Annotated in this window: 15 protein-coding genes and 1 pseudogene; 6 read left to right on the forward strand and 10 right to left on the reverse strand. The window is 67.8% G+C overall.

Translation table 11 applies throughout. The features are described 5' to 3' along the window. Nucleotides 1-63: 63 nt before the first annotated feature. From ACQ66H_RS17890 to ACQ66H_RS17935, 10 genes and pseudogenes are all read right to left on the reverse strand, one after another. Nucleotides 64-839 (reverse strand): annotated as a pseudogene (locus ACQ66H_RS17890) (S1C family serine protease). Further along, the gene (locus ACQ66H_RS17895) at nt 832-1,722 is read right to left on the reverse strand and encodes a transglycosylase SLT domain-containing protein (protein WP_430435136.1); all 891 of its coding nucleotides are present in this window, start codon (nt 1,720-1,722) and stop codon (nt 832-834) included. Before ACQ66H_RS17895 ends, ACQ66H_RS17890 begins: the two are co-directional and overlap by 8 nt. 2 nt (nt 1,723-1,724) lie before the next feature. Then, the gene (locus ACQ66H_RS17900; RefSeq protein ID WP_430435137.1) at nt 1,725-2,780 is read right to left on the reverse strand and encodes an SDR family oxidoreductase; all 1,056 of its coding nucleotides are present in this window, start codon (nt 2,778-2,780) and stop codon (nt 1,725-1,727) included. 7 nt (nt 2,781-2,787) lie between these two features. Beyond that, nucleotides 2,788-4,068 (reverse strand): nucleotide sugar dehydrogenase, encoded by a 1,281-nt coding sequence (locus ACQ66H_RS17905; protein WP_019916782.1) that lies wholly within the window; start codon nt 4,066-4,068, stop codon nt 2,788-2,790. Nucleotides 4,069-4,089: 21 nt separating this feature from the next. Beyond that, nucleotides 4,090-6,492, reverse strand: coding sequence for an XrtA/PEP-CTERM system TPR-repeat protein PrsT (prsT, locus tag ACQ66H_RS17910; protein WP_430435138.1), 2,403 nt, complete (start codon nt 6,490-6,492; stop codon nt 4,090-4,092). Then, entirely contained in the window at nt 6,489-6,878 is a 390-nt protein-coding gene (locus ACQ66H_RS17915) for a tetratricopeptide repeat protein (protein WP_430435139.1), read from the reverse strand. The genes prsT and ACQ66H_RS17915 overlap by 4 nt, the downstream gene beginning before the upstream one ends. A gap of 21 nt (nt 6,879-6,899) precedes the next feature. Beyond that, nucleotides 6,900-8,249 (reverse strand): PEP-CTERM-box response regulator transcription factor, encoded by a 1,350-nt coding sequence (prsR, locus tag ACQ66H_RS17920; protein WP_019916780.1) that lies wholly within the window; start codon nt 8,247-8,249, stop codon nt 6,900-6,902. A gap of 11 nt (nt 8,250-8,260) precedes the next feature. After that, nucleotides 8,261-10,348, reverse strand: coding sequence for an XrtA/PEP-CTERM system histidine kinase PrsK (gene prsK / locus ACQ66H_RS17925; protein WP_430435140.1), 2,088 nt, complete (start codon nt 10,346-10,348; stop codon nt 8,261-8,263). Nucleotides 10,349-10,442: 94 nt separating this feature from the next. Further along, entirely contained in the window at nt 10,443-11,792 is a 1,350-nt protein-coding gene (locus tag ACQ66H_RS17930) for a TIGR03013 family XrtA/PEP-CTERM system glycosyltransferase (RefSeq protein ID WP_430435141.1), read from the reverse strand. Between the two features lie 300 nt (nt 11,793-12,092). Beyond that, nucleotides 12,093-13,265 (reverse strand): hypothetical protein, encoded by a 1,173-nt coding sequence (locus ACQ66H_RS17935; protein WP_430435142.1) that lies wholly within the window; start codon nt 13,263-13,265, stop codon nt 12,093-12,095. 186 nt (nt 13,266-13,451) lie between these two features. Between ACQ66H_RS17935 and ACQ66H_RS17940 the strand changes: the two genes are divergently transcribed. The 6 genes from ACQ66H_RS17940 to ACQ66H_RS17965 are packed head-to-tail and all read left to right on the forward strand — an operon-like array spanning nt 13,452 to nt 21,740. After that, nucleotides 13,452-16,892 carry a VanZ family protein gene (locus ACQ66H_RS17940; RefSeq protein WP_430435143.1) on the forward strand — a complete coding sequence of 1,147 codons (3,441 nt, stop codon included), beginning with the start codon at nt 13,452-13,454 and terminating at the stop codon, nt 16,890-16,892. Then, on the forward strand, nt 16,889-17,869 hold the full coding sequence (locus tag ACQ66H_RS17945) for a hypothetical protein (protein ID WP_430435144.1): 981 nt from the start codon (nt 16,889-16,891) through the stop codon (nt 17,867-17,869). The genes ACQ66H_RS17940 and ACQ66H_RS17945 overlap by 4 nt, the downstream gene beginning before the upstream one ends. Beyond that, nucleotides 17,866-19,293: an MBOAT family O-acyltransferase gene (locus tag ACQ66H_RS17950; protein ID WP_430435145.1), complete on the forward strand. Its 1,428-nt coding sequence runs from the start codon at nt 17,866-17,868 to the stop codon at nt 19,291-19,293. The genes ACQ66H_RS17945 and ACQ66H_RS17950 overlap by 4 nt, the downstream gene beginning before the upstream one ends. A gap of 3 nt (nt 19,294-19,296) precedes the next feature. Beyond that, nucleotides 19,297-19,941 (forward strand): methyltransferase domain-containing protein, encoded by a 645-nt coding sequence (locus ACQ66H_RS17955; RefSeq protein ID WP_430435146.1) that lies wholly within the window; start codon nt 19,297-19,299, stop codon nt 19,939-19,941. A gap of 6 nt (nt 19,942-19,947) precedes the next feature. After that, nucleotides 19,948-20,790 (forward strand): glycosyltransferase, encoded by an 843-nt coding sequence (locus ACQ66H_RS17960; RefSeq protein WP_430435147.1) that lies wholly within the window; start codon nt 19,948-19,950, stop codon nt 20,788-20,790. Further along, nucleotides 20,787-21,740 (forward strand): glycosyltransferase family 2 protein, encoded by a 954-nt coding sequence (locus tag ACQ66H_RS17965; protein ID WP_430435148.1) that lies wholly within the window; start codon nt 20,787-20,789, stop codon nt 21,738-21,740. The genes ACQ66H_RS17960 and ACQ66H_RS17965 overlap by 4 nt, the downstream gene beginning before the upstream one ends. Nucleotides 21,741-21,742 lie beyond the last annotated feature (2 nt).

Genomic DNA, 21,742 nt, shown 5'->3' on the forward strand with positions numbered 1-21,742 from the left:
TCGGCAGAATAAGCCGAAAGTGCCGCGAATTATAGCAGCCGCGGTTTTCGCCCCCGTGCCGCCTCAGCGCACGGTGGCGAGCAGGGCCGACAGATGGCTGGCCGGTATCGCGTAACTGATGCCGCTGGGCTGCGACAGCACGCTTTCCTTGCCCGCCTTGACCAGCACCATGTTGATCACGCCGATCACTTCACCGCTGTCCGGATCGAACAGCGGACTGCCACTGTTGCCAGGGTAGGCGGTGGCATCGAGCTGGAACACGGTGAAGGTGCCCCGCGCCAGGCGGTTGCGGTTGGCCGCGTTGAGCTGGCTCACGTTATCGACCGGAATCACCATCGGGGTGATGGCCGACACGATACCGCGATGGGTCACCGGGGTGAAACCCAGCACGCTGCCGATCGGGAAACCGGTGAAGGCCACCGACTGGCCCTCACGCACGTTGGACGAGTCGCCGAGCTTCAGCGCCGGCAACGCGGCGCCCTGGATCTTCAGGATCGCCAGATCATTCTCCGTGCTCGAGGCGACGATACGCGCCTCGCGCAGTTGCTGACGGCCGTCACGCTGGCGATCACCGCCAGCGTTTCGAAACGGTCGGCGTCGAGCGGCACGCTGGCCACGTGCGCATTGGTCGCGACCAGCGTGCCATCACCGATGACGAAGCCGCTGCCCTTCAGTTCGAAGCTGGGCGCGCGCGATCGCATATTGGTGCCAACGATGACGATGGACGGTTTGATGCGCACGATGGTGTCGCTCAACGCGGCACGCGCCAGCAGCGGCGACGACAGCAACGCTGCGCAGACGAGGCGGCGCCGACGATCGTACGGTGTGCGCTCAGCCACGACGGGACACGAGCGTGCGCAGCACCGGCGACGGCGTGGTCACGTTCTGGTCGTAGCGATGCTCGGTCTTGCGGAACAGGGTCTGGATGCGCTTCACGTATTCGCGCGTCTCACGGTAGGGCGGTACGCCCTTGTAGCGGTCCACTGCCCCCTCGCCGGCGTTGTAGCCGGCCGTCGCCAGCACCACGTCGCCCTCGAAATAGGCGAGCAGCCAGCGCAGGTAGGCCATGCCGCCGCGGATGTTCTGCACCGGATCGAAGGTATCGCGGACGTTGAAACGCTGCGCGGTTTCCGGAATCAGTTGCATCAGGCCCTGCGCGTTCTTCGGCGAGCGCGCCTTGGGATTGAAATTCGACTCGGTGCCGATCACGGCCAGCACCAGTTGCGGGTCGATGTCGAAATGCGGCGCCAGTTCGCGCACGATCTCGATCACGCGCTTGCGATCGGCAGTGGTACCGAAGGCCGCCTCCAGATCGGGATCGATGTCGGCGGTCATCACCGGTTCGGGCTCCGGCGGATCCTGCATGCACAGCGGCAGTTCACGCGTCGGCGCACCGGTGAAGCGCAGCATGCGCTGCGCGTGTTCGTGGCCTTGCCGGGCCGCCAGATCGAAGAAGGTCGCGGCCAGCGCATCGTCGCGCTCGACACCGCGGCCGTTGGCGTACATCCAGGCCAGATTGAACTGCGCCTCGGCGTCACCGAGCTTGGCCGCCTGGCAGTAGAGCGCCGCTGCGCGGGCGGTGTCGCGCCGCACGCCTTCGCCGTGCTCGAACGATCGCGCCTCGGCGAGCAGACTGCGCGCGGCCGCTTCAGGCTCGAGCGCCAGCACCGGCGCGCTGGCGCAGCAGGCAACCATCAACAGGGCGAGTCGTACAGGCTTCATCGTCAGGCAAGCGTCGCCGGCGCAAAACGCGCCACATACCAGTTCATCGCCTCGGCCAGACCGCGCGACACGTCGTGTGTCGGCGCGTAGCCGAGCAGCGTTTGCGCGCGGGTAATATCTGCCAGCGAGTGGCGTACGTCACCTGCACGGAAGTCGCGATAGTGCGCCTGGGCGCCGGCGATGTCCGGGAATCGTTTCACGAGTTCGTCACGCATCGCTGCAAACAATTGATTCAGCGAGGTCTGACGGTGGGCGGCGACGTTGTAGACGGTGTTCACCGCGTCGGCACGCTCGGTCAGACCGGCCAGCAGATTGGCCTGCACCGCGTTGTTGACGTAACAGAAATCGCGGCTGGTTTCGCCATCGCCGTTGATCTGCACCGTATCGCCGAGCAGCAGCGCGCGCGCCCAGCGCGGAATCACCGCGGCGTAGGCGCCTTCCGGGTCCTGGCGCGCGCCGAACACGTTGAAGTAGCGCAGGCCGACACAGGACAGGCCGTAACAGCGACCGAACACGTCGGCGTATAGCTCGTTGATGTACTTGGTCACCGCGTAGGGCGACAGCGGCTTGCCGATCACGTCCTCGACCTTGGGCAGGTTGGGCGAATCGCCGTAGGTCGAACTCGAGGCGGCATAGACGAAGCGACCGACGCCGGCGTCGCGCGCGGCGACCAGCATGTTCAGGAAGCCGTTTACGTTCGAATCGTGCGAGGTGATCGGATCGGCCAGAGAACGGGGCACCGAGCCGAGCGCCGCCTGGTGCAGCACCACGTTGACGCCGCTGCACACCCGGGCGCAGGTCGCCAGATCGCGGATGTCGCCCTCGACGAAGTCAAGGCGCGCGGCGGCCTGCGACGGCAGGCCGCCCAGCACCTCGTCGAGGTTGCGCTGATGGCCGGTCGAGAAGTTGTCCAGCGCGACCACGTTGTGGCCGGCGTGCAGCAGCACTTCGACCAGATGCGAACCGATGAAGCCGGCGGCACCGGTCACCAGCCAGCGGCGCGGGCGCGCGGCCAGCGCAGCAGACAGGGACTCGGGCAGGGTTGCAGGCAGTGTCACGTGGGTCTCACAGACGCCAGACGCCGACGCCCTGCGCTTCCAGCGCGGCCGCGTCGAACTGGTACTTGATGTCGGCCAGCACGCCGCCGGCCTTCAGCTTGCCGACGTAGTCGGACAGCGGACGGGCGGCGAACTCCTTGTGCGACACGGCAGCCACGATAGCCTCGACCTTGGGAATGTCGTCCCAGTCAGTCAGCGACACGCCGTATTCATGCTCGGCTTCCTTCGACTCGGCCACCGGGTCATGCACGATGACCTCGACGCCGTAGCTCTGCAGTTCGCGGATCACGTCGATCACGCGCGAATTGCGCAGGTCGGGACAGTTCTCCTTGAAGGTGAGGCCAAGCACCAGCGCCTTCGCGCCCTTGACCGAGGCGCCGCTCTGGATGAGCTTCTTCACCGTCTGCTCGGCGACATACTTGCCCATGCCGTCGTTGATGCGACGACCGGCCAGGATGACCTGCGGGTGATAGCCCAGCATGTCCGCCTTGTGGGTGAGGTAGTACGGATCGACGCCGATGCAGTGGCCGCCGACCAGGCCCGGACGGAAGGGCAGGAAGTTCCACTTGGTGCCCGCCGCCTTCAGCACCTCTTCGGTATCGATGCCGATCTTGCCGAAGATGATGGCCAGTTCGTTCACGAAGGCGATGTTCAGGTCGCGCTGCGTGTTCTCGATCACCTTGGCCGCTTCCGCCACCTTGATGCTGGACGCTTCATAGACGCCGGCGGTGATGACCGCCTTGTACAGGTCGGACACCTTCTTCAGCGTATCCGGCGTGTCGCCCGACACCACCTTCAGGATCTTGGTGACCGTGCGCTCCTTGTCACCCGGGTTGATGCGTTCCGGCGAGTAGCCGACGTTGAAGTCCTGCAGCCACTTCATGCCGGAGAACTTCTCGATCACCGGAATGCACACCTCTTCGGTGGCGCCCGGATAGACGGTCGATTCGAACACGACGATGGCGCCGCGCTTCATGTGCTTGCCGCAGGTTTCCGAAGCGCCGACCAGCGGCGAGAAATCCGGCTGGTGCGCGTCATCGACCGGCGTCGGCACGGCAACGATGATGTAGTCGGCTTCGGCCAGCGCTGCACCGTCAGTGGTCACCGTCAGCTGGGTGGCGGCGCGCAGGTCCTCGCTGCTCACCTCGCCGGTCGGATCGACGAATTCGCGGTAGGCGGCCACCTTGGCGGCCGACATGTCCACACCGATGGTCGGCATCTTCTTGCCGAATTCGACAGCCAGGGGCAGGCCGACGTAGCCGAGGCCGATCACAGCAACTTTGGTCATGGTTTTCTATCCGGATTCAGTTCAAAGAGTTTTCATCAGATCGGCCACCTCGGCGGCACGTTCGTACTTGCTGCCCAGCGCAACCAGCGGCTCCAGCTCCTTGCGCGCGTCGCCCTTGCGCCCGGCGCCGGCAAGCCCCCGCGCCAGATTCAGGCGCAGATCGTTGGCGAACGGCGCCGCCGCGACCGCCTGACGCATCATCTGCAGACCCCGATCAGCGTCGCCGGCGGCGAGCAGAATGCCGCCGTAGGTGTCGAGCACGGCGGGGTTGCGCGGTGCCAGTGCGTAGGCCTTTTCCGCATAGCTGCGGGCCCGCGCATCCTTCTGCTGGGCGGCGATCCAGGCCAGGTTGTTCAGTGCGATCACATTGTTCGCCGAGCGCGCGAGCGCCGCTTCGTAACGTGTCCGCGCCTCGTCGAGCGACTTGCGGACCAGGGCGACATCGCCCAGGTAGAGCAGCACCTCGACGTCCTTCGGATTGTCCTTGAGCCAGCCATCGACCAGCGCGCGCGCGTCGGCCGCCTTGTCATCCCGCTCAAGGGCCGCGTGCAGGCGGGTGACGTTGGTGGCCGTGCGCTCGCGGCTCAAGGCCTCGCGATACGCCTTGATTGCCTGATCCGCCTTCGACGAGGACATCATCAGCTCGCCTTCCATCACGTAACCCAGCGCCGCCTTGGGCCGCTGACGCTGGACGTCGCGCGCCACGCGGAGCGCCTCGTCAACCGCGTTCCGGCTGCGGTGGATGGTGATCAGCATGTTCTGCGCCTCGACCGTTTCCGGCTGCAGCGCCAGCACCTTGCGCAGTGTCTGGATCGCCTCGGCGTCCCGCTTCGCGGCAACCTGGGTAGCCGCCAGATTCAGTTGAGCGCGAACCGAGGTCGGGTCGCGCTCAACCAGCTTGGTACGCGTAGCCACCGATGCTTCCAGTTCGCCGGCACGTGCCTGCGCCAACGCCAGCGCGTCAAGCACGCGCGGTTCGTCCGGCAGTGCGTTGAGCGCCTCGTTTGCGGCCGCCAGCGCCTTGCCGCGGTCGCCCGAAAGCTGGTGCAGCTCGATCAGCGCAAGCCGCGGATTCACCTGCTTCGGATCGGCGTCGATGGCCTGCCGCAGCAGCTTGAGCGACTCCGGCGAGCCGTCCGGCGTGCGTGCCTTGAGACCGGCGAGCGCCATCAGCGCGTCGGCGTTCTTCGGCGACTTGGCGACGAACTGCTGCAGCACCGCTTCCGCGTCGGCGATCTTGTCCTCGGTCACGTACATGCGGGCGAGGTTGTTGGCCGCGCTGAAATACGCGGGATCGAGTTCAAGCGCACGCTTGAACTCGGCGCGCGCGCGGTCGGGGTCGTTCTTCAGCAGATAGGCGGTGCCACGCAGATTGATGCTCATGGGGTCGATCTGGCGCTTCTTTTCCAGCGCATCGATCGCCGCCAGCGCGCGGTCGGCGTCGCGGTTGCGCAGATGCGCAACGATCAGCACGATATCCGGCCGACCGCTCGCCGCATCCAGCCTGACCGCCTCTTCCAGCGCCGCGATACCCCCCTCGCGATCGCCGGCCGCCAGTCGGCTCAAGCCCAGCCGCGATTGCGCGTCGGCGTCTTCGGTCTGCTTCTTCGCGGCGATCTCGAACGCCGCCTCGGCGCCCTTGGCGTCGCCACCCGTCAGATAGACCTGACCGGCGAGCGCCTGCACTTCCGGATTCCCGGGGCTGGACTTGAGCAGCGGAGCCAGCGCCTGTCTCGCCTTGTCCAGCCGGCCGGTCCTCAGATAGGCGCCGACCAGCACCTTGCGGATGAACAGCGAGTCACCGCCGTGCGCGATCACCTTTTCGGCGTGCTGTTCGGCCAGTGCATAGGATTGCAGCTCGAATTCGGTCAGCGCGGCCAGTCCGAGCGCCGGCACGTAGTTCGGCGCGACAGCGAGCGTCTTGTTCAGACGGTCCCGCGCCTCGACGAACTTGCGCTCCTTCACCAGCAGCAGGCCGTCGAGATAGTTGGCTTCCGGCGCCTTGGGCGACACCTTGCGCAGCGCCGCCAGCTCCTTGCGCGCTTCTTCGATCTTACCTTCGTTCGCCAGCGCCGACACGACGACAAAGCGCGCCGTGACGTTGCTCGGCTTGACCTCGTAGACCTTGCGATAGGACGCCATCGACTGCTCGAACTGCCCCTGCGCCGATCTCATCTCGGCATCGAGGAACCAGGCCTCGGCACTCTTCGGATCTGCAGCCAGCACCTTGTCGAGCAGCGCGTGGGCACTGGCGAATTCACGCTGCGTACCGAGCAGGCGCGCCTTGCCCAGTGCGGCATAGAGATGGTTGGGGTTGACCGAGAGCACCTCGTCGAAAGCCACTTTCGCGCCGTCCTTGTTGCCCACCGCGAGCTGCGCATGACCGATCGCGGCCCGGAGGTCGGCGCTGGCGGCCGGCGTCACAGCTTGGTCGTGCCCAGACGTTCGATCGCCTGCTTGCTCTCGCCGGCCTCGACCATGGCGCGCGCCAGCAGGGGGGCCACCTCTTCCGCCGGATGCCCGGCATCGAGCGCACGGGTCAGTTCCTTGACCGCCGACGGCGCATCGCCGGTCAGCATGTGGAGGCGTCCCAACTCGTAGCGGGCGGCGGCGTTCGAAGGATCCTTTTGCAGCAGGTTCTTCAGCTGGATCGCCGTCGTCTGCAGATCATTACGCTCGAACGCCGAACGCGCCTCCGCCAGCAACGCCTCGGGCGGCTTGCTGCGGTCGCACGCAGCCAGCGCCGATGCGCAGAGGAGTACGGCGAGCAGTCGGCTGACTCGCGGAAGGGTCGGGAATGTGGGGTTCAAGAGCGATGCTCCAGGTCGGTTTCAGCGCAGGCCGAAACGATTCATCAGGTCGTAAAGGGTCGGCCGGCTCACGCCGAGCATTTCGGCGGCCTTGACCATATTGCCGTCAACGCGCGCCAGCACGCTGACGACGGCCTTGCGCTCGGCTTCCTCGCGGATCTGGCGCAGATTGAAGAAGCTGCCGTTCTCTTCCGCCGGCTTCAGGCCCAGGTCGGGCACCATGATCTGGTTGCCGTCGGCCATGATGGTGGCGCGCTTGATGCAGTTCTCCAGCTCACGCACATTGCCCGGCCACTTGTGCGCCTCGATCGCCGCCACCGCCTCGCGCGACAGCGACATCGAACTGCGCCCCTGCTCACCGGCGAAGCGCTTGACGAAGGAATGCGCCAGCAGCGCGGCATCGCCCTCGCGTTCGCGCAGCGGCGGAATGGTGACGACGATTTCCGCCAGGCGGTAATACAGATCCTCGCGGAAACGGCTTTCGCCGATCAGCGTCTGCAGGTTCTGGTGGGTGGCGCACACCACGCGCACGTCGATCGGAATCTCGTCGCGGCCGCCCAGCCGCTCGATCACCCGTTCCTGCAGGAAACGCAGCAGCTTGGCCTGCAGCGGGCCCGGCAGGTCGCCGATCTCGTCGAGGAAAAGCGTGCCCTTGTTGGCCACTTCGATCTTGCCCGGCGTCTGCTTGGTGGCGCCGGTGAAGGCGCCCTTCTCGTAGCCGAACAACTCGCTTTCGAGCAGGTTGTCGGGGATGGCCGCGCAGTTGATCGCGACGAATCGTTCGCCGGCACGCTCCGAACGGTCGTGCAGCGTCTTCGCCAGCACCTCCTTGCCGGTGCCGCTCTCGCCCAGCAGCAGCACGGTGGCGCGCGTCGCCGACACCTTCTCGATGGTGCGCAGCACGCGCAGCATATTCGCGTCGCGTGTGATGAAGCGGCCTTCGACACCGAGGTTCTGATTGGCCAGGCGTGTGTTCTCGGCCTGCAGATCGTGCAGGCGGAAGGCGCGCTCGATCAGCAGCGCCAGCAGTTCGGGTTCGAAGGGCTTGGCGTAGAAGTCGTAGGCGCCCATGCCGATCGCGCGCAAGGCGTTGGCGCGATCGTTCTGTCCGGTCAGCACGATCACCTTGGACTGCGGTGCCAGCGCCATGATCTCGCCGAGCAGGGCCATGCCTTCGGTCACATCGTCCGGCGCCGGCGGCAGACCCAGGTCCATCGTGATGACCGCCGGTTCGTGGCGCCGTATCTGCGCCAGCGCCGATTCGCGGTCACTGGCAAGCACCACTTCGTAATCGTCGAAGCTCCAGCGCATCTGCTTCTGCAGCGCAGGATCGTCCTCGACGATCAACAGCGTACGACCCTTGTCAGCCATGTCACTCCCGGTCAGGCGACGGCCACCGCGGCCGTCTGCTGAGGAAACACGAGCCGGAACAGGCTGCCCCGCCCCGGCTCGCTGATTACTTCAATGCGTTCACCCAGATCCTGGATGTAGCGGAAACTTTCATAGGCGCCGATGCCCATGCCGTTCGCCTTGGTGGACTGGAACGGCTTGAACAGGCGCTCGCGCACGAACTCTTCGGTCATGCCGCAGCCGTTGTCCTCGACCTCGACCACGACGCCTTCCTGTCCGCTGCGCGCCCTGATGCTGACTTTACCGTTTTGCGGCGTGGCATCCAGTGCATTCTGCACAAGATGCCCAACAACCCGCTCTATCCGGTCTTCATGAGCACGGATCACCAGTCCGCTCTCGACTTCGAGCGCCAGCGCACAGCCACTGCGCGCGCGCGACCGGTGCAGCCTTTCGAGCAGCGGCGTCAGCGACACCGGCGCCGCCTGCTCGATCGGCTGGGTGCCGGAACGCAGCTGCAGCAGCATGCTGTTCATGCGGCCGACCGCATGTTCGATGGTCTCCAGCATGTCCTGCTGGAATTCCGGGTTGTCGCGATGCTTCTGTGCGTTGCGCAGCAGCAGCGTGAGCTGGGCAATGAGGTTCTTCAGGTCGTGTACGACGAAGGCGCTCATCTTCGAGAAGGCTTCGAACTTCTTCGCCTCGATCAACGCTTCCATCGCCTGCGTCTGGTTCAGCACGCCAGCCACCTGGCGGCCGGCCGTTTTCAGCAGATCGCGCACCTCCCAGTTCAGGTTGACCAGGGCGCGCGGGCGGCACAGCACGACGAAGCCGAGCGGCATGTCCTCGCTGCCGAGCGGGCAGATGAGCCAGGCCTCGGGGATCTGCGCCACCCATTCCGGCAGGCGCATATGACCGTACACGCCGGGGCGCGAGCGATGCTCCTCGATATTGACCACCCACATGCGACCGAGCAGCAGCGCGATCAACGGACTGTCGGCCGGCTCGCGCGCGTCGATGGCCGGCAGGTTGAGTCGTGCCGCTGGCGCGTACACGCCCTGCTCGTTGCGCAGCCACAGCATGCCGCCCGGGCTTTCGACCAGATCGGCCATCACCCGTATCGACGCTTCGCGCAGGGTGTTGACGTTGGAGGCGCTGTACAGCGTGTCGGCCAGCTTCAACCACTCCGCCCGGTAGTCGTAGCGCAAGCTGAAGAAGTGCTTGTTCACGAACACGCGCAGCCAGGCGCGCACGCTGCCCGAGGCGATAGACGCCACCAGCCCGAGCGCACCGGCGGCCAAAACCACGGTCTGCAGTGCCGCGCCCCACTCGCCACCAAAGAAGCGGACGTAGTAGCCGGCCAACGCGATGATGAGCAGCGCCGCGCCGGTGATCACCAGCGCCGAGGTATGGAATACCGCTTCGCGCGACACATTGAGCCGGATCGACCACTCGCGGATGCGCGCCGACGACGCCGCGAACAGCGGGATGGCGATGGCGTGCACCAGACCGCGCACCGCCCACAGGGTCGGGTCCAGCTCGCGGAACATCAGCGCTTCGGAGAAGAAATACAGGTCGAACACCAGCGTGAAGCCCAGACCCAGCGTCATCGGCTTGACGCCCCAGCGCCACTGCTGCGGCGTGTTGCGGTAGAACTGCTCGGTCATCACCGCGCCCAGCAGGCTCAACCCCAGGCCGCATCCCATCAGCCAGACCAGCACGCCCGCGTCACGCGGCAGCACCCAGGACAGCGCGGCATAAGCCAGCGCGCAGGGCAGGACCGTGATCAGGGCCAGCCGTATCAGCCAGGAAGGTTTGCGTACCAGATCGCTCAGCGGCTGGCGCCCGTCCGGGTTGACGACGCAGGCGGCGAGGAAGAACAGGAAGAGCAGGTAGTGCAGGGCATCGGCCGCGTGCGCGAGCGTCCACCAGAGCGGATGGGGGCGCCAGACGAATCCGGTCATGGCGGCACACCACAGCGCGCCGCCCACCATGCACCAGCCGAGCAGGCGGGCGCGCGGCGACCGGCTGGCGCTCATGAAGAGCTGCAGGCAGAAGGCGGCGAATCCGAGCGCGGCCGCAGCGTATGCGTAAAGCGCAAAGGCAGCGGGAAGGGAATCCATCAGGACGCGGCGTCAGAAGTGTTGCAATGAACCGCATTGTGCCCGTGACCCGCCAGGCGCGCAGCGCGCGGCCGGCCGGACACAGGGGCGACGATCAGCGGGCGCCGTCGCCGGTCAGCACGACACGCACGGTCTGCAGCAGCACCAGGATGTCGAGGAAGAGGGTGTGGTTCTTCACGTAGTAGAGGTCGTACTGCTGCAGCTTCTGCACCGCGTCGTTGACCGAAGCGCCGTAGCTGTAGCGCACCTGGGCCCAGCCGGTGATGCCCGGCTTGACGCTGTGACGGGCGGCGTAGAACGGGATCTGGTCGGTCAGCTGATCGACGAAGAAAGGACGCTCCGGGCGCGGGCCGACGAAACTCATGTCGCCATGCAGCACGTTGAAGATCTGCGGCAGTTCGTCGATGCGGGTCTTGCGGATGAAATGGCCGACGCGGGTGATGCGGTCGTCGTTGCTGCCAGCCCAGCGCGGCTTGCCGTCGGCTTCGGCGTCCAGACGCATGCTGCGGAACTTGAGCACCTTGAACGTACGGCCGCCCTGTCCGACCCGCTCCTGGCGGTAGATGACCGGGAAGCCGGATTCGATCGCGATGGCGATGGCCGCCAGCAGCATGATGGGCGCAGTCACGACCAGCAGCACGCTGGCGGCGACGATGTCGAACACGCGCTTGACCGCGCTGCGGGCAAAGCCCTGGCGGAAGCCGTCGCCGTAGATGAGCCAGCTGGCACGCAGCGTGTCCAGACGGACCTGGCCGCGCATGCGCTCGAAGAAGCTCGACAGGTCATTCACCGTGACGCCCGCCAGCTTGCAGTCCAGCAGTTCGCGCAGCGGCAGCACGCCACCGCGGCGCTCACGCACTGCCACGACGATTTCGTTGGCGCGGTGATCGCGGGCCAATTGCATGACACAGCTGCCTTCCGGCATCACCAGCGTGGCCGGCACTTCGATCGCCTCTTCAGCACCGACCGGCACGAAACCGACGATGGTGTGGGTGGCGCTGGCCGAGGTCGATACGCTGGCCCAGACGGAAGCCGCTTCGGCGCCGGTACCGACGACCAGGATGCGCCGCGTGAACATGCCGGCGCCGTCGGCCTGCAGGAACGACGCCGCGCGCAGCAGCAGGATGCCGCCGAAACCCATGCACAGCGACACATCGAGTGCCGGCATCGCGACGCTGCCCTGCGGCAGCAGGCGGAACACCATGTAGGCAACCGGCAGGCCGAGCAGGAAGGCGAACAGCACGCGGCCGACCAGTTCGGACAGGTTGCGCGGCTGTTCCCGCTGGTACAGGCCCAGCGCGCTCATCAGCAGCGTCATCAGGATGGCGAAAACCGAAGCCGGCAACAGCGCGGGCAACAGCGATTCCATGCTGGCGGGCGCGCTGATCCAGGCGGCGCCGAAACCGGCGATCAACAGCACGATCGCCTCGGCGATAAGTCTCATGAGCGTGACGGAAGGTACGTAGTGACTGAACAGTCTGACCACAATCAACCCCTTTTCGGCCGCCCGGACGATGCTTCGGAGCAGCCGCAAATATTGTCCCGACGCGGGGGCGCCGGCTTGTTGAGCGCGAACGATATGGGCTGAACCGGGGATCACGCGTGAATCTGGTCACAAGAGGCCGCGGCGCACCAGGGCGGTGATAACTAACGCACGTTGCGACGCCGTTTCAGGGCTACCGGCGCGGCCGGGAGACACAAATTTCCACAATGGAAAAGCGCATTCCGGCGCCCGGCGGCGGCTTCAGACCGTCAGCGCGACCGCAAACACCGTCAGGACACAGAGCAACAGCAGGACCTTGCGCCGGCGCCCCGTGGTGAGCAGACGCGACGGCAAGGCCCGGAGCCGGGCCGGCAGGCCATGATCGAGCAGCGCCGATCCACCGGTCGCGTAGGCGTCGGCCAGCGCCTCGACCGACACGAAACACAGCGTCGGGTAGCGCTTTCTGGCCTCGGCAACCAGGCTGTCGATCGCCGCCAGACTGTCCTGGTGCCGGGCCTGCCGACCGACGAAGTTCGAGCGGTGCGTTTCCAGCAGCAGCGGGCGTCGCTGCGCCCACTTGCGCGCCAGCGCCTCCAGCCCGCGGTCGGCACGGTGGCCGCGCACCGGTTCGTAATAATCGTCGCGCACCAGCGCCGTCAGCCCGGAAGCACAGCGCTGGCCGTTCCGGTAGAGCCGGCCGCTATCGACCGGCAGGCCGTCGGCGCCGCGCCGCTCGTAGCGCTCGCCCGGCGTGACCAGTGCGCACACGCCGGCCGCCGCCCAGGCGGCCTCCACCGCATCGTTCCAGACGAAGGTTGGCGGCACGGCCACCGCAGGCATCACGCCGAAGATGCGGGCGAAAGTCGATACCTCGGCCGTCGCGCGACTGACGATGTCGGTCCTTTCGAGCGCCTGCGACGGCAGGCTGGAGGCGTCGGTCCAGCGGCTCTGCAAGGGCGACGGCAGGTCTTCAGTGGCCGGGAAGGGCTGGCGTCGCCACGCCTGCAGCGCCGGATCCTGCGCGCAGGCCTTGTCCAGCACTGCAGGGTGATAGTGCTGCATGCCGTGCAGTTGCAGCGAGAACACCCCGCGCGCCACGCCGGCGCGCATTTCCGCCAGCACGGGCGCCAGCCGGACGTCGTCCAGTGCGACGCAGGCTTCGGCCTCGTCCGGCCGGGCGTCGTCCGGGCCGGCCAGGATGACGCCCAGGGTCATCACCGGGTGACGGCCCTGCGCATCGGCATGCGCCGACAGCACGCGCGCGATGTCGCGCAGCGCATCGGCCTGTTCCAGCGGGCCGTAACCCCAGTCGTCGCCCTCGAACACCATGACCGGGTGGCGCAGACAGGGCTCGGCCCAGGCGCGCGCAAGATCGCGCCTGACGCAGTAAAGCGCCACCGCCCACAGCAGCAATGCCCCGCAAAGCCCGTACATCGTCCCCTCCTCCGGGTGCGCACTTTCGCACAGACCGGCCGCCGACTCGCGTTCCGGCCCGCCGCCGATCGTGACTGATGGCACTTCCGGCAGCGACAAGCCGCCGCCACCCCCTATCGGCCGCCGGTGCCGGTCCGGATAATCGCCGCGCACGTCCTCCGTCAGCCAGCCCCCTCGCCTCCATCCATGCCCTTCGAAGCGCGCCACACCCGGAACGTCCTCGCGGCATGCGTCGTCTATACCGCGCTGATCCTGTGGGGCAGCCTCTACCCGTTCACCGGCTGGCGACCGACCGCCGACGCGCTGGCCTTTCTCGGCGTGTGGAACACGAAGGCGCTGTCGGCGCCCGATCTGGTCGTCAATGCCCTCATATACATACCGCTGGGCATCGGGCTGCGCTGGCTCACGCGAAGCTGGCCGGCATTGCTGTCGATCGCGCTGGCGACGGCGTTCGCCGCCGCCCTCAGTTTCGGGGTCGAAGCTGCGCAGGCGCATCTGCCGCAGCGGGTGCCCTCGCTGGCCGACTTCATCCTGAACACCGCCGGCGGGCTGGTCGGTGCCACGATCGCCGCACTGCTGACGCCGCGCTGGCGCCTGGTTGCCCGCCTGCAGGCCTGGCGCGCGCGCAGCTTCCAGCCGACGCGCGACGCCGATCTGGCCCTCGCGGCCATTGCCGGCTGGGCCCTGTCGCAGCTGTCGCCCTTCGTGCCTTCGCTCGACCTCGGCACCCTGCGCAACGGCCTCGCACCGCTGGCAGCCACACTGGGCGATCCGGCCAGCTTCGATTTCGCGCGCATGGCTGGCTACGCGCTGGCACTGTTCGCCCTCGCGCTGCTGGCGCGCGACGCCCGCCAGCGCACGGCGTCGCTGACGCGCTTTCTGTGGCTGTTCGTGCTGGCAGTGCTGCTGCTCAAGGTGGCGGTGATCAGTCGCCAGCTGTCGGCCGAAGCACTGGCCGGCGCGGCGGCCGGCCTGCTGTTCGGGCTGGCACTGCCGCGCCGTCTCAAACCGGCGCGCCCGGCGCTGGCGGCGCTGGCCATGGTGCTGGCGCTGTCCATCGTCGAACTGACACCTGAGCCCGGCGCCCTGCGGCAACTGAACTGGACGCCCTTCGTCGCCCACCTGAACAATCCGATGCAGGGGCTGAGTGTGCTGATCGACACCTTCTGGCCCTATGTCGCACTGGCGGCGGCGCTGCACCGACTGTCCGGCGCCGGACGCGGCGCCGCCGCAGGCATCGTGCTCAGCTGCGGCGGCCTTGCCTTCGGTCTGGAATGGATGCAGCAGTACGTGCCCGGCCGCACGCCCGACATCACCACGGTTGCGATGGCGCTGGCCGGCGCCGTGCTGACGGTCCGCCATCTGGCGCCGGCAGCCGGTGAGGCGCCGCGGCCGCGCTCGCCGGTGCGCCCGCGACTGGCGTTCACGCTGGTCGCTGCACTGCTGCTGAGCAGCGCCAGCGCGGTGTGGTCGCTCGCACGCACGCCGCCACCGACTGTGCTGGCCTCGGCGCGCAGCAAGCCGACGCTGCCGCTGCCGGAAGAGCTGCAACTGCCCACGCTGCCCGGTTTCCGCCACGCGCATCCGCGCCTGCCCTACCCGTCAGCGGGCGATATCGCCCGCCTGCGCGCCGACAATCCGGACTACATCGCTCAGCTCGTCAGGCGCGCCAAGGGCGGCAGCGGCGATCTGAGCGCAGCCATCGAGGCGGCGGTGCTGGCGCCGGAAACGCAGGATGTGCGCGTCATCGTCGAGCGCGTCGTCCGCATGAAGCCCAACTGGCGCGGCCACGCGCAGACCAAGCCGATCGCCCAGGTCTACGACTGGCTGCACGACCGCGTGCCGCCGGAGCTGATGCCGAAGCTGAAGGACAAGGTAATCGAGGCCTGCAATCACCAGATCCGCGTCATCCGGATGGAGGCGCTGTCGCCGTACAACGTCTATCTGTACAACGCGCCCTTCCAGGCGCTGATGGCGTGCGCGCTGTCCATCCACGGCGACGATCCGCGCGCCGCGCCGGTGATGGCCTTCACCTACGACTACTGGATCAACCGCGTGCTGCCGGTGTGGCGGCAGATCGGCGGGCGCAACGGCGGCTGGCACGAAGGCAACGAATACGTCGGCATCGGCATCGGCCAGGCCATCTATCAGCTGCCGGCCATGTGGCGATCGGCCACCGGCGAGGACCTGTTCCGGCAGGAGCCGGCGCTGCGCGGCTTCCTCGACTTCCTGGTCATGCGCCAGCTGCCGGACGGCAGCAGCGTCAAGATCGGCGACGGCCGTTTCGGCCGCCGAGCGGTGGACGACGCACTGGCGCTGGCGCTCGAATACCGCCACGCGGCCGCCTACACGCTGTACGGCAAGCCCGACGGCAAGCCGGCTCCGACCTCCTGGCCCTGGGGTCCGCTCACCGACGCCACGCTGTACTCGCCCGCCGCGGTGCAGGCGCAGCCGCTCACCCATTACGCCGACGGCCTCGGCTGGCTGCTCGTCCGCAGCAACTGGCGCGACGACGCCACCCACCTGAGCTTCAAGGCGGGCGACAACTACTGGTCGCACAGCCATCTCGACCAGGGCAGCTTCACGCTGTACAAGGGCGCGCCGCTGGCCCTGGACAGCGGCTGCTACTGCGGCTACGGCACCGACCACCATCTGAACTACCACTACCAGACCATCGCCCACAACACGCTGACGGTGACCGATCCAGCCGACACGTTGCCGATGCCGGCGCGCCAGAACAAGAAGCCGCGCACCATCGCCAACGACGGCGGCCAACGCCGTGTCGGTTCCGGCTGGGACCTGCACGCCGCGCCGATGGATATCGAGGACTGGCGCAGCAAGTACGACGACTTCCACACCGGCCGCATGGTGCGCGTGGTCGAGCAGGACGACCTGCTGATCGCGCTGGCCGACATCACCGCCGCCTACACCAGCGCGCAGACCGGCGCCCACAGCTTCCACCACCGCACGCGGCGGGTCGAGCGTGCCTGGCGCATCTTCGTCTATGACCGCGCGGCCGACATGCTGGTCGTGCAGGACACGCTGGAAGCGACGCGCGCCGAGTTCGCCAAGCGCTGGCTGCTGCACAGCGCCGAGGCGCCACGCATCGACGGCCGGCGCTTCGTGATCGAACGCGCGCCGGTGATGCAGGTCGCCGGCCTGCCGCGGCTGGAGGGCGAGGTGCTCTACCCGCGCGACGCGCGCATCGTGCCGATCGGCGGCAAGGGCTTCGAGTTCTTCGTCGACGGCCGCAACTTCGACGAGAACGGCACGCTGGCCGCCAATATCGCGCGCGGCCCGGCCGATCTCGATCCGGGCGCCTGGCGACTGGAGATTTCGCCCGCCGCGCCGGCGCTGGAAGACCGCTTCCTGGTCGTGCTGCGCCCGGGCCTGGGCACGCTGCCGCCGATGGACGCCCAGGTGACCGAACAGCCGGACGGCATCGTCGCCGACATCGCGTTGCCCGGCCGCCGCCTGGCGCTGCGTTATCCGCACGACCGGCTGGCGGTCGAAGCGACCGTCACACTGGCCGACGGCAGCCGCCGCACACTCACCGTCGAGGGCGAAGGCACGCGCGCGCCGGCCGCCGGATGGATAGATCAACTTCGCGCCTGGGTATCCCGATGAACAGAGGATGGACGGCCGCGCTCGGTCCGGCGGCTTGGATTGCACTGGCCCTGCTGGCCTGCTTCGAACTGGCGCTGCACAGCGACGCGGTACTGCAACGCTACCGCGCCGTGTTCGCGGTCGGTCGCGCCACCGACAAGATCGATTTTGTCGAACACGCCCGGCCATCGCTGCTGGTGCTCGGCAACAGCCGCGCCGACAATGGCATCGCGCCCGACGCCCTGCTCGCCGCGGCCGGATCGCCGAGCGGCGTGCGCGCCTTCAACCTGGGCATGCCGGGTGCCAACGCACTGGTGCTGCACGGCGTGGCCGACCGCCTGCTCGAAGCCGGCGCCCGCCCCAGTGACGTACTGATCACGCTGGACGAAACGCTGTTCCAGCACGAGGACTCGCTCGGCTACTACGGCTTTCTCGCCGAGCGCGACGCGCTGCTCGACGGCGGCTTCCATGCCGAACTGTTCGGATCGCTGCTGCGCACCTGGTATTACAGCGGCAATCTGCGGCAACTGCGCGAACCGGACAAACTGCTGCGCTTCGCCGAGGCGACGGTCGGCGAAGTGGAACCGGTGGGCGGCGGCGCCGCGCAGAACATGGGTTACCGCGCCGGCTTCAAGGGCCGCTTCCAGAACCGCGAACAGCTGATGGCGCAGGAGGCCGGCACGCGTGCGCCACCCGATCCGCGCATGGTCGATGCGATGCACAGGCTGGTCGATCGCCTGGTCAAGGCAGGCGTGCGCGTACACCTGATCGCCACGCCGCTGTTCGGCCGCGAATCGGCCTTCGGCCCCGGCGCCGCAGCCGGCCCCTACGCCGGCGTCACACCGGCGCTGGAAGCGCTCGGCGCGCGCTGGCTCCGGGTCGATGTACCAGCACTCGAACCCGACCACTTCGCCGACCCCGGTCACCTGAACGACGGCGGCGCCCGCCTGTACAGCGCCGCACTGGGCGCAGCTTGGCGCAAGGACACCGCACGATGATCTTCAGCCAGCCCGTCTTCTTCGTCTTTCTCGCCGCACTGCTGGCGATCTACGGCCTGTGCCGCACGCAGCCGCAGCGCGCGGTCGTGCTGCTGGCCGGCAGCCTCATCTTCTACGCCTCGTGGAAACCGGCCTACCTGATCCTGCTGGTGCTGTCGGTCAGCATCAACTACCTGTTCTACAGCGCGCTGTCTCGCACGCGCAGCAAGCGCACGCTGGTGGTCGCGTTGGTGCTCAATCTGGCGCTGCTCGGCGGCATCAAGTACCTGGGCATGCTTATCGACACGGCGATCGCCGTCGCCGCCTTCGCCGGCCACACCGACACCGGCCTCGACAGCCACTGGACGCATTGGGCGCTGCCGCTGGGCATCAGCTTCTATACCTTCCACATGCTGTCGGTGATGATCGACGTCTATCGCGGCGAGTGGACCACGCGCATTTCCTTCCGCTCGTGGTGGCTGTACATCAGCTTCTTCCCGCACATGGTGGCCGGCCCCATCCTCCGTGCGTCGGAACTGGTCGAGCAGTTGGAGCGCCTCGGGCCGCTGCAGGCGCGCGATCTGAAGGTGGGCGCGCTCATCTTCATGGGCGGGCTGATCAAGAAGATACTGTTCGCCGACAACTTCGCCGGTCTGGCCGACGAGCTGTGGGCCGATCCGTCGCGGCTGGACACCGCCACCGCCTGGCTGGCGGTGACCGCCTTCGCGCTGCAGATCTACTTCGACTTCTCGGGCTACAGCGAAATGGCGATCGGTCTGGCGCGCGGCTTCGGCGTCAACCTGCCGCGCAATTTCCGCTACCCCTACATCAGCCGCAGCCCACAGGAGTTCTGGCAGCGCTGGCACATTACGCTGTCGCGCTGGCTGCGCGATTACCTCTATGTGTCGCTCGGCGGCAACCGCGCCGGCTACGCGCGCACGCTGGCCAATCTGATGATCACCATGGTGCTCGGCGGCCTGTGGCACGGCGCCGCCTGGACCTTCGTCATCTGGGGTTTCCTGCACGGCACCTGGCTGGTGGCGCACCGCGTCGTCCAGCCCTGGCTGCCAAAGCCGCAGTCCGCCAGCGGGCGCTCCGCCTACGCCGTGCTCGCCTGGGGCTGCAGCATGGTTGTCGTCTGGCTCACCTGGGTGTTCTTCCGCGCCGGCACCACGACGCAGGCGCTCGACATGTGCGCCCGCATGGCCGGGCTGGCCGGCAGCGACGCCAGTCCACCGGTGGTGCGCAGTTATGTGTGGCTGCTGACCCTGCTCACCTGCGTGCTGGTGCTGCTCGAATCACGCATCGTCAGCGCCTGCGCCAGCGGCCTCGAACGCTGGTCGCGGGTGACCCCGCTGCTGCGCGGTGGCGTCTATGCGGCCGCGATACTGTGTGTGGTAATTTTCGGCGGCAGCACGCAGCGTTTCATCTATTTCGACTTCTGATCCGTGAGCGACATCCAGCGCTACCCCGATTCCCCGCGCAGCGAAATGCAGCGCTTCGTGCCCGCATGCGCGCGCCGGCTGCTCGACGTCGGCTGCCATACCGGTGCCTTCGGCCACGCGCTGAAACAGGTGCGTGACATCGAGGTATGGGGCATCGAGCCGGCCGCCGACGCCGCCGCGCTGGCAGCAACCCGGCTCGACCACGTGCTCGCCGAGCCGATGGCGGCAGGCTGCGCGCTGCCCGACGGCCACTTCGACGCCATCGTGTTCAACGACGTGCTCGAGCACATGGAAGCGCCGTGGCACACGCTCGAACTGGCGCAGCGCTGGCTGGCGCCGGCCGGCGTCGTCATCATTTCGCTGCCCAATCTGCTGCACGTCAACAACGTCGAGCACATGCTGTTCGAGCGAGATTTCCGCTACGAAGGCCGCGGCGTGCGCGACCGCACCCACCTGCGCTTCTTCACCCGCAAGAGCGCGCTGCGCATGATCGAGGACTGCGGCTACCGGGTGGATACCGTCGAGGGCATCAACGAGTCATGGTGGTCGCCGTCACCGCTGCGCCGCCTCGCATTCCGCCTGTTCGATCGCTGGCTGGCCGAATTCAAGCCGCAGCAATTCGCCTTCGTGGCGCGACCTCAACGCTGAGTCGCCATGGCTGCGCCGTCGATCAGCGTCGTCATGCCGGTGTTCAACGGCGCAGCACATCTGGCCGAAGCCCTCGATTCGGTGCTCGTGCAGCGTCTGCCCGCGGCGCGCGTCGTCGTCGTCGATGACGGCTCGACCGATGGCAGCGCTGCGCTGCTGCAGCGCTACGGCGACCGGATCACGCTCGTGTCGCAGACCAATCACGGCCAGGCGCACGCACGTCGCACGGGCGCCGACGCTGCTGGCGGCGAACTGATTGCCTTCATCGACCAGGACGACGTGTGGGACGTCAACAAGCTGGCGCGCCAGGTCAACCTGATGCAGCGCTTTCCGGACGCCGGTGCCACCTACTGCGATCACCGGCGCATCGACGCTGACGGCAAGCTGCTGGCCGCCACCGGTTCGGGCTACGGTCTGCGCGGCAGCGGCCGCATCCTCGACGCGCTGCTGCACGGCAACTTCATTCTCAGTGCCTCGCTGGTGATGGTCCGCCGCAGCGCCTACGAGGCGGCCGGCGGCTTCCTGCCACAGCGCGGCTTCTGGGCCGACGACTACAGCCTGTGGCTGCGCACGGCCGCGCACGCCCCCTTCCTCTATCAGGCGGAAACGCTGGTGAGTTACCGCCAGCACGCCAACAACACCTCGGGCGACCGCTACGAGCAGGCGCGCGGCGACATCCAGGCGCTGCGGGAACTGTGCGCCCATCTGCGCGCAGCAGACATGTCCAGGGCACTGCCGGCGGCCCGGCGTGCCCTGCGCGACGCCTACATCGGCACCGCGATGCTGGCGCGACAGCGTGGCGAGTGGCGGCAGGCGCTGCGCCATCGCGTCGCGGCCTGGCGGACATGAGCGCAATCTCAGACAACGCCGCGCCGCGCGTGTCGGTGGTGATACCGACGTACAACCGGCCCGCACTGCTGCGCGAGGCGCTGGCCTCGATCGCCGCACAGACCTGTACCGACTGGGAAGTGGTGGTGGTCAACGACGGCTCGACGCCGCCGATCGATGCCGCTGCGCTGGAAGCCGTCGTCAACGGGCGGCTGCGCCTGGTCCGCCACGATCAGCCGCGCGGCGTCGCCGCTGCGCGCAACAGCGGCTTCGCCGCCGCCCGCGGAGAACTGATCGCCCAGCTCGACGACGACGACAGGCTGGCGCCGGAAGCCCTGTCCGCCGCCACACAGGCGCTGCGTGACGCCGACGTGGCCTTCATCGGCGTAGACGCGTTCGGCGACGAGGCAGAAGACGTCAATCTGCGACAGCGGAGCGCGACACGACGAACGCTGCGCCTCGCGAACGCCCGCGCCGGAGACGAATGCGTCATCACGTTCGATGGTCGCTTGTTTGCGGCGCTGCTGCTCGGCGTGCCGGCTGCATTCCAGCATCCGGTTTTCCGGCGCAACGTCCTGGATGCGGTCAGCCCGATGGGCAACGACCACTGGCCCGAATCGGCCTGGGCGCTTGAGGCGGCGGCACGTGGGCTGCGCTGCGTGCTGGTCGATCGGCCGCTCTACCAGTGGCGGCGTGACGGTCAGAGCTATTTCTCACAGGCCGCGCTGGCCAGCCGCATGCACGAGCACGACGTGGAAATGAAACGCGCGCTGTTCGAGCGGCTGCAGCCGTTGCTGCAAGCCGAACATCGCCGACTGCTCGGGCGCGCGCTGGGCAATGCCCTGTTCGACCGCTGCTGGGCGACGCAAGGTGCCGCGCCCGGATTCTGGCGAGACTTCATCCGATCGCTGCGCCTGGCACCGCGGGCAGGCCACCTGGCGCTGCTGCTCAGGCGGCTGCGCGCCGACTGAGG

The sequence above is a fragment of the Methyloversatilis sp. genome (genome assembly GCF_965284615.1).
Lineage (GTDB): Bacteria > Pseudomonadota > Gammaproteobacteria > Burkholderiales > Rhodocyclaceae > Methyloversatilis.

Bases quoted from the DNA above. Each gene is read 5' to 3' on its own strand.
- ACQ66H_RS17895 (WP_430435136.1), bottom strand. From the start codon at position 1,722: ATGAAGCCTGTACGACTCGCCCTGTTGATGGTTGCCTGCTGCGCCAGC.
- ACQ66H_RS17905 (WP_019916782.1), bottom strand. From the start codon at position 4,068: ATGACCAAAGTTGCTGTGATCGGCCTCGGCTACGTCGGCCTGCCCCTG.
- prsR (WP_019916780.1), bottom strand. From the start codon at position 8,249: ATGGCTGACAAGGGTCGTACGCTGTTGATCGTCGAGGACGATCCTGCG.
- prsK (WP_430435140.1), bottom strand. From the start codon at position 10,348: ATGGATTCCCTTCCCGCTGCCTTTGCGCTTTACGCATACGCTGCGGCC.
- ACQ66H_RS17930 (WP_430435141.1), bottom strand. From the start codon at position 11,792: ATGAGACTTATCGCCGAGGCGATCGTGCTGTTGATCGCCGGTTTCGGC.
- ACQ66H_RS17935 (WP_430435142.1), bottom strand. From the start codon at position 13,265: ATGTACGGGCTTTGCGGGGCATTGCTGCTGTGGGCGGTGGCGCTTTAC.
- ACQ66H_RS17940 (WP_430435143.1), top strand. From the start codon at position 13,452: ATGCCCTTCGAAGCGCGCCACACCCGGAACGTCCTCGCGGCATGCGTC.
- ACQ66H_RS17945 (WP_430435144.1), top strand. From the start codon at position 16,889: ATGAACAGAGGATGGACGGCCGCGCTCGGTCCGGCGGCTTGGATTGCA.
- ACQ66H_RS17950 (WP_430435145.1), top strand. From the start codon at position 17,866: ATGATCTTCAGCCAGCCCGTCTTCTTCGTCTTTCTCGCCGCACTGCTG.
- ACQ66H_RS17960 (WP_430435147.1), top strand. From the start codon at position 19,948: ATGGCTGCGCCGTCGATCAGCGTCGTCATGCCGGTGTTCAACGGCGCA.
- ACQ66H_RS17965 (WP_430435148.1), top strand. From the start codon at position 20,787: ATGAGCGCAATCTCAGACAACGCCGCGCCGCGCGTGTCGGTGGTGATA.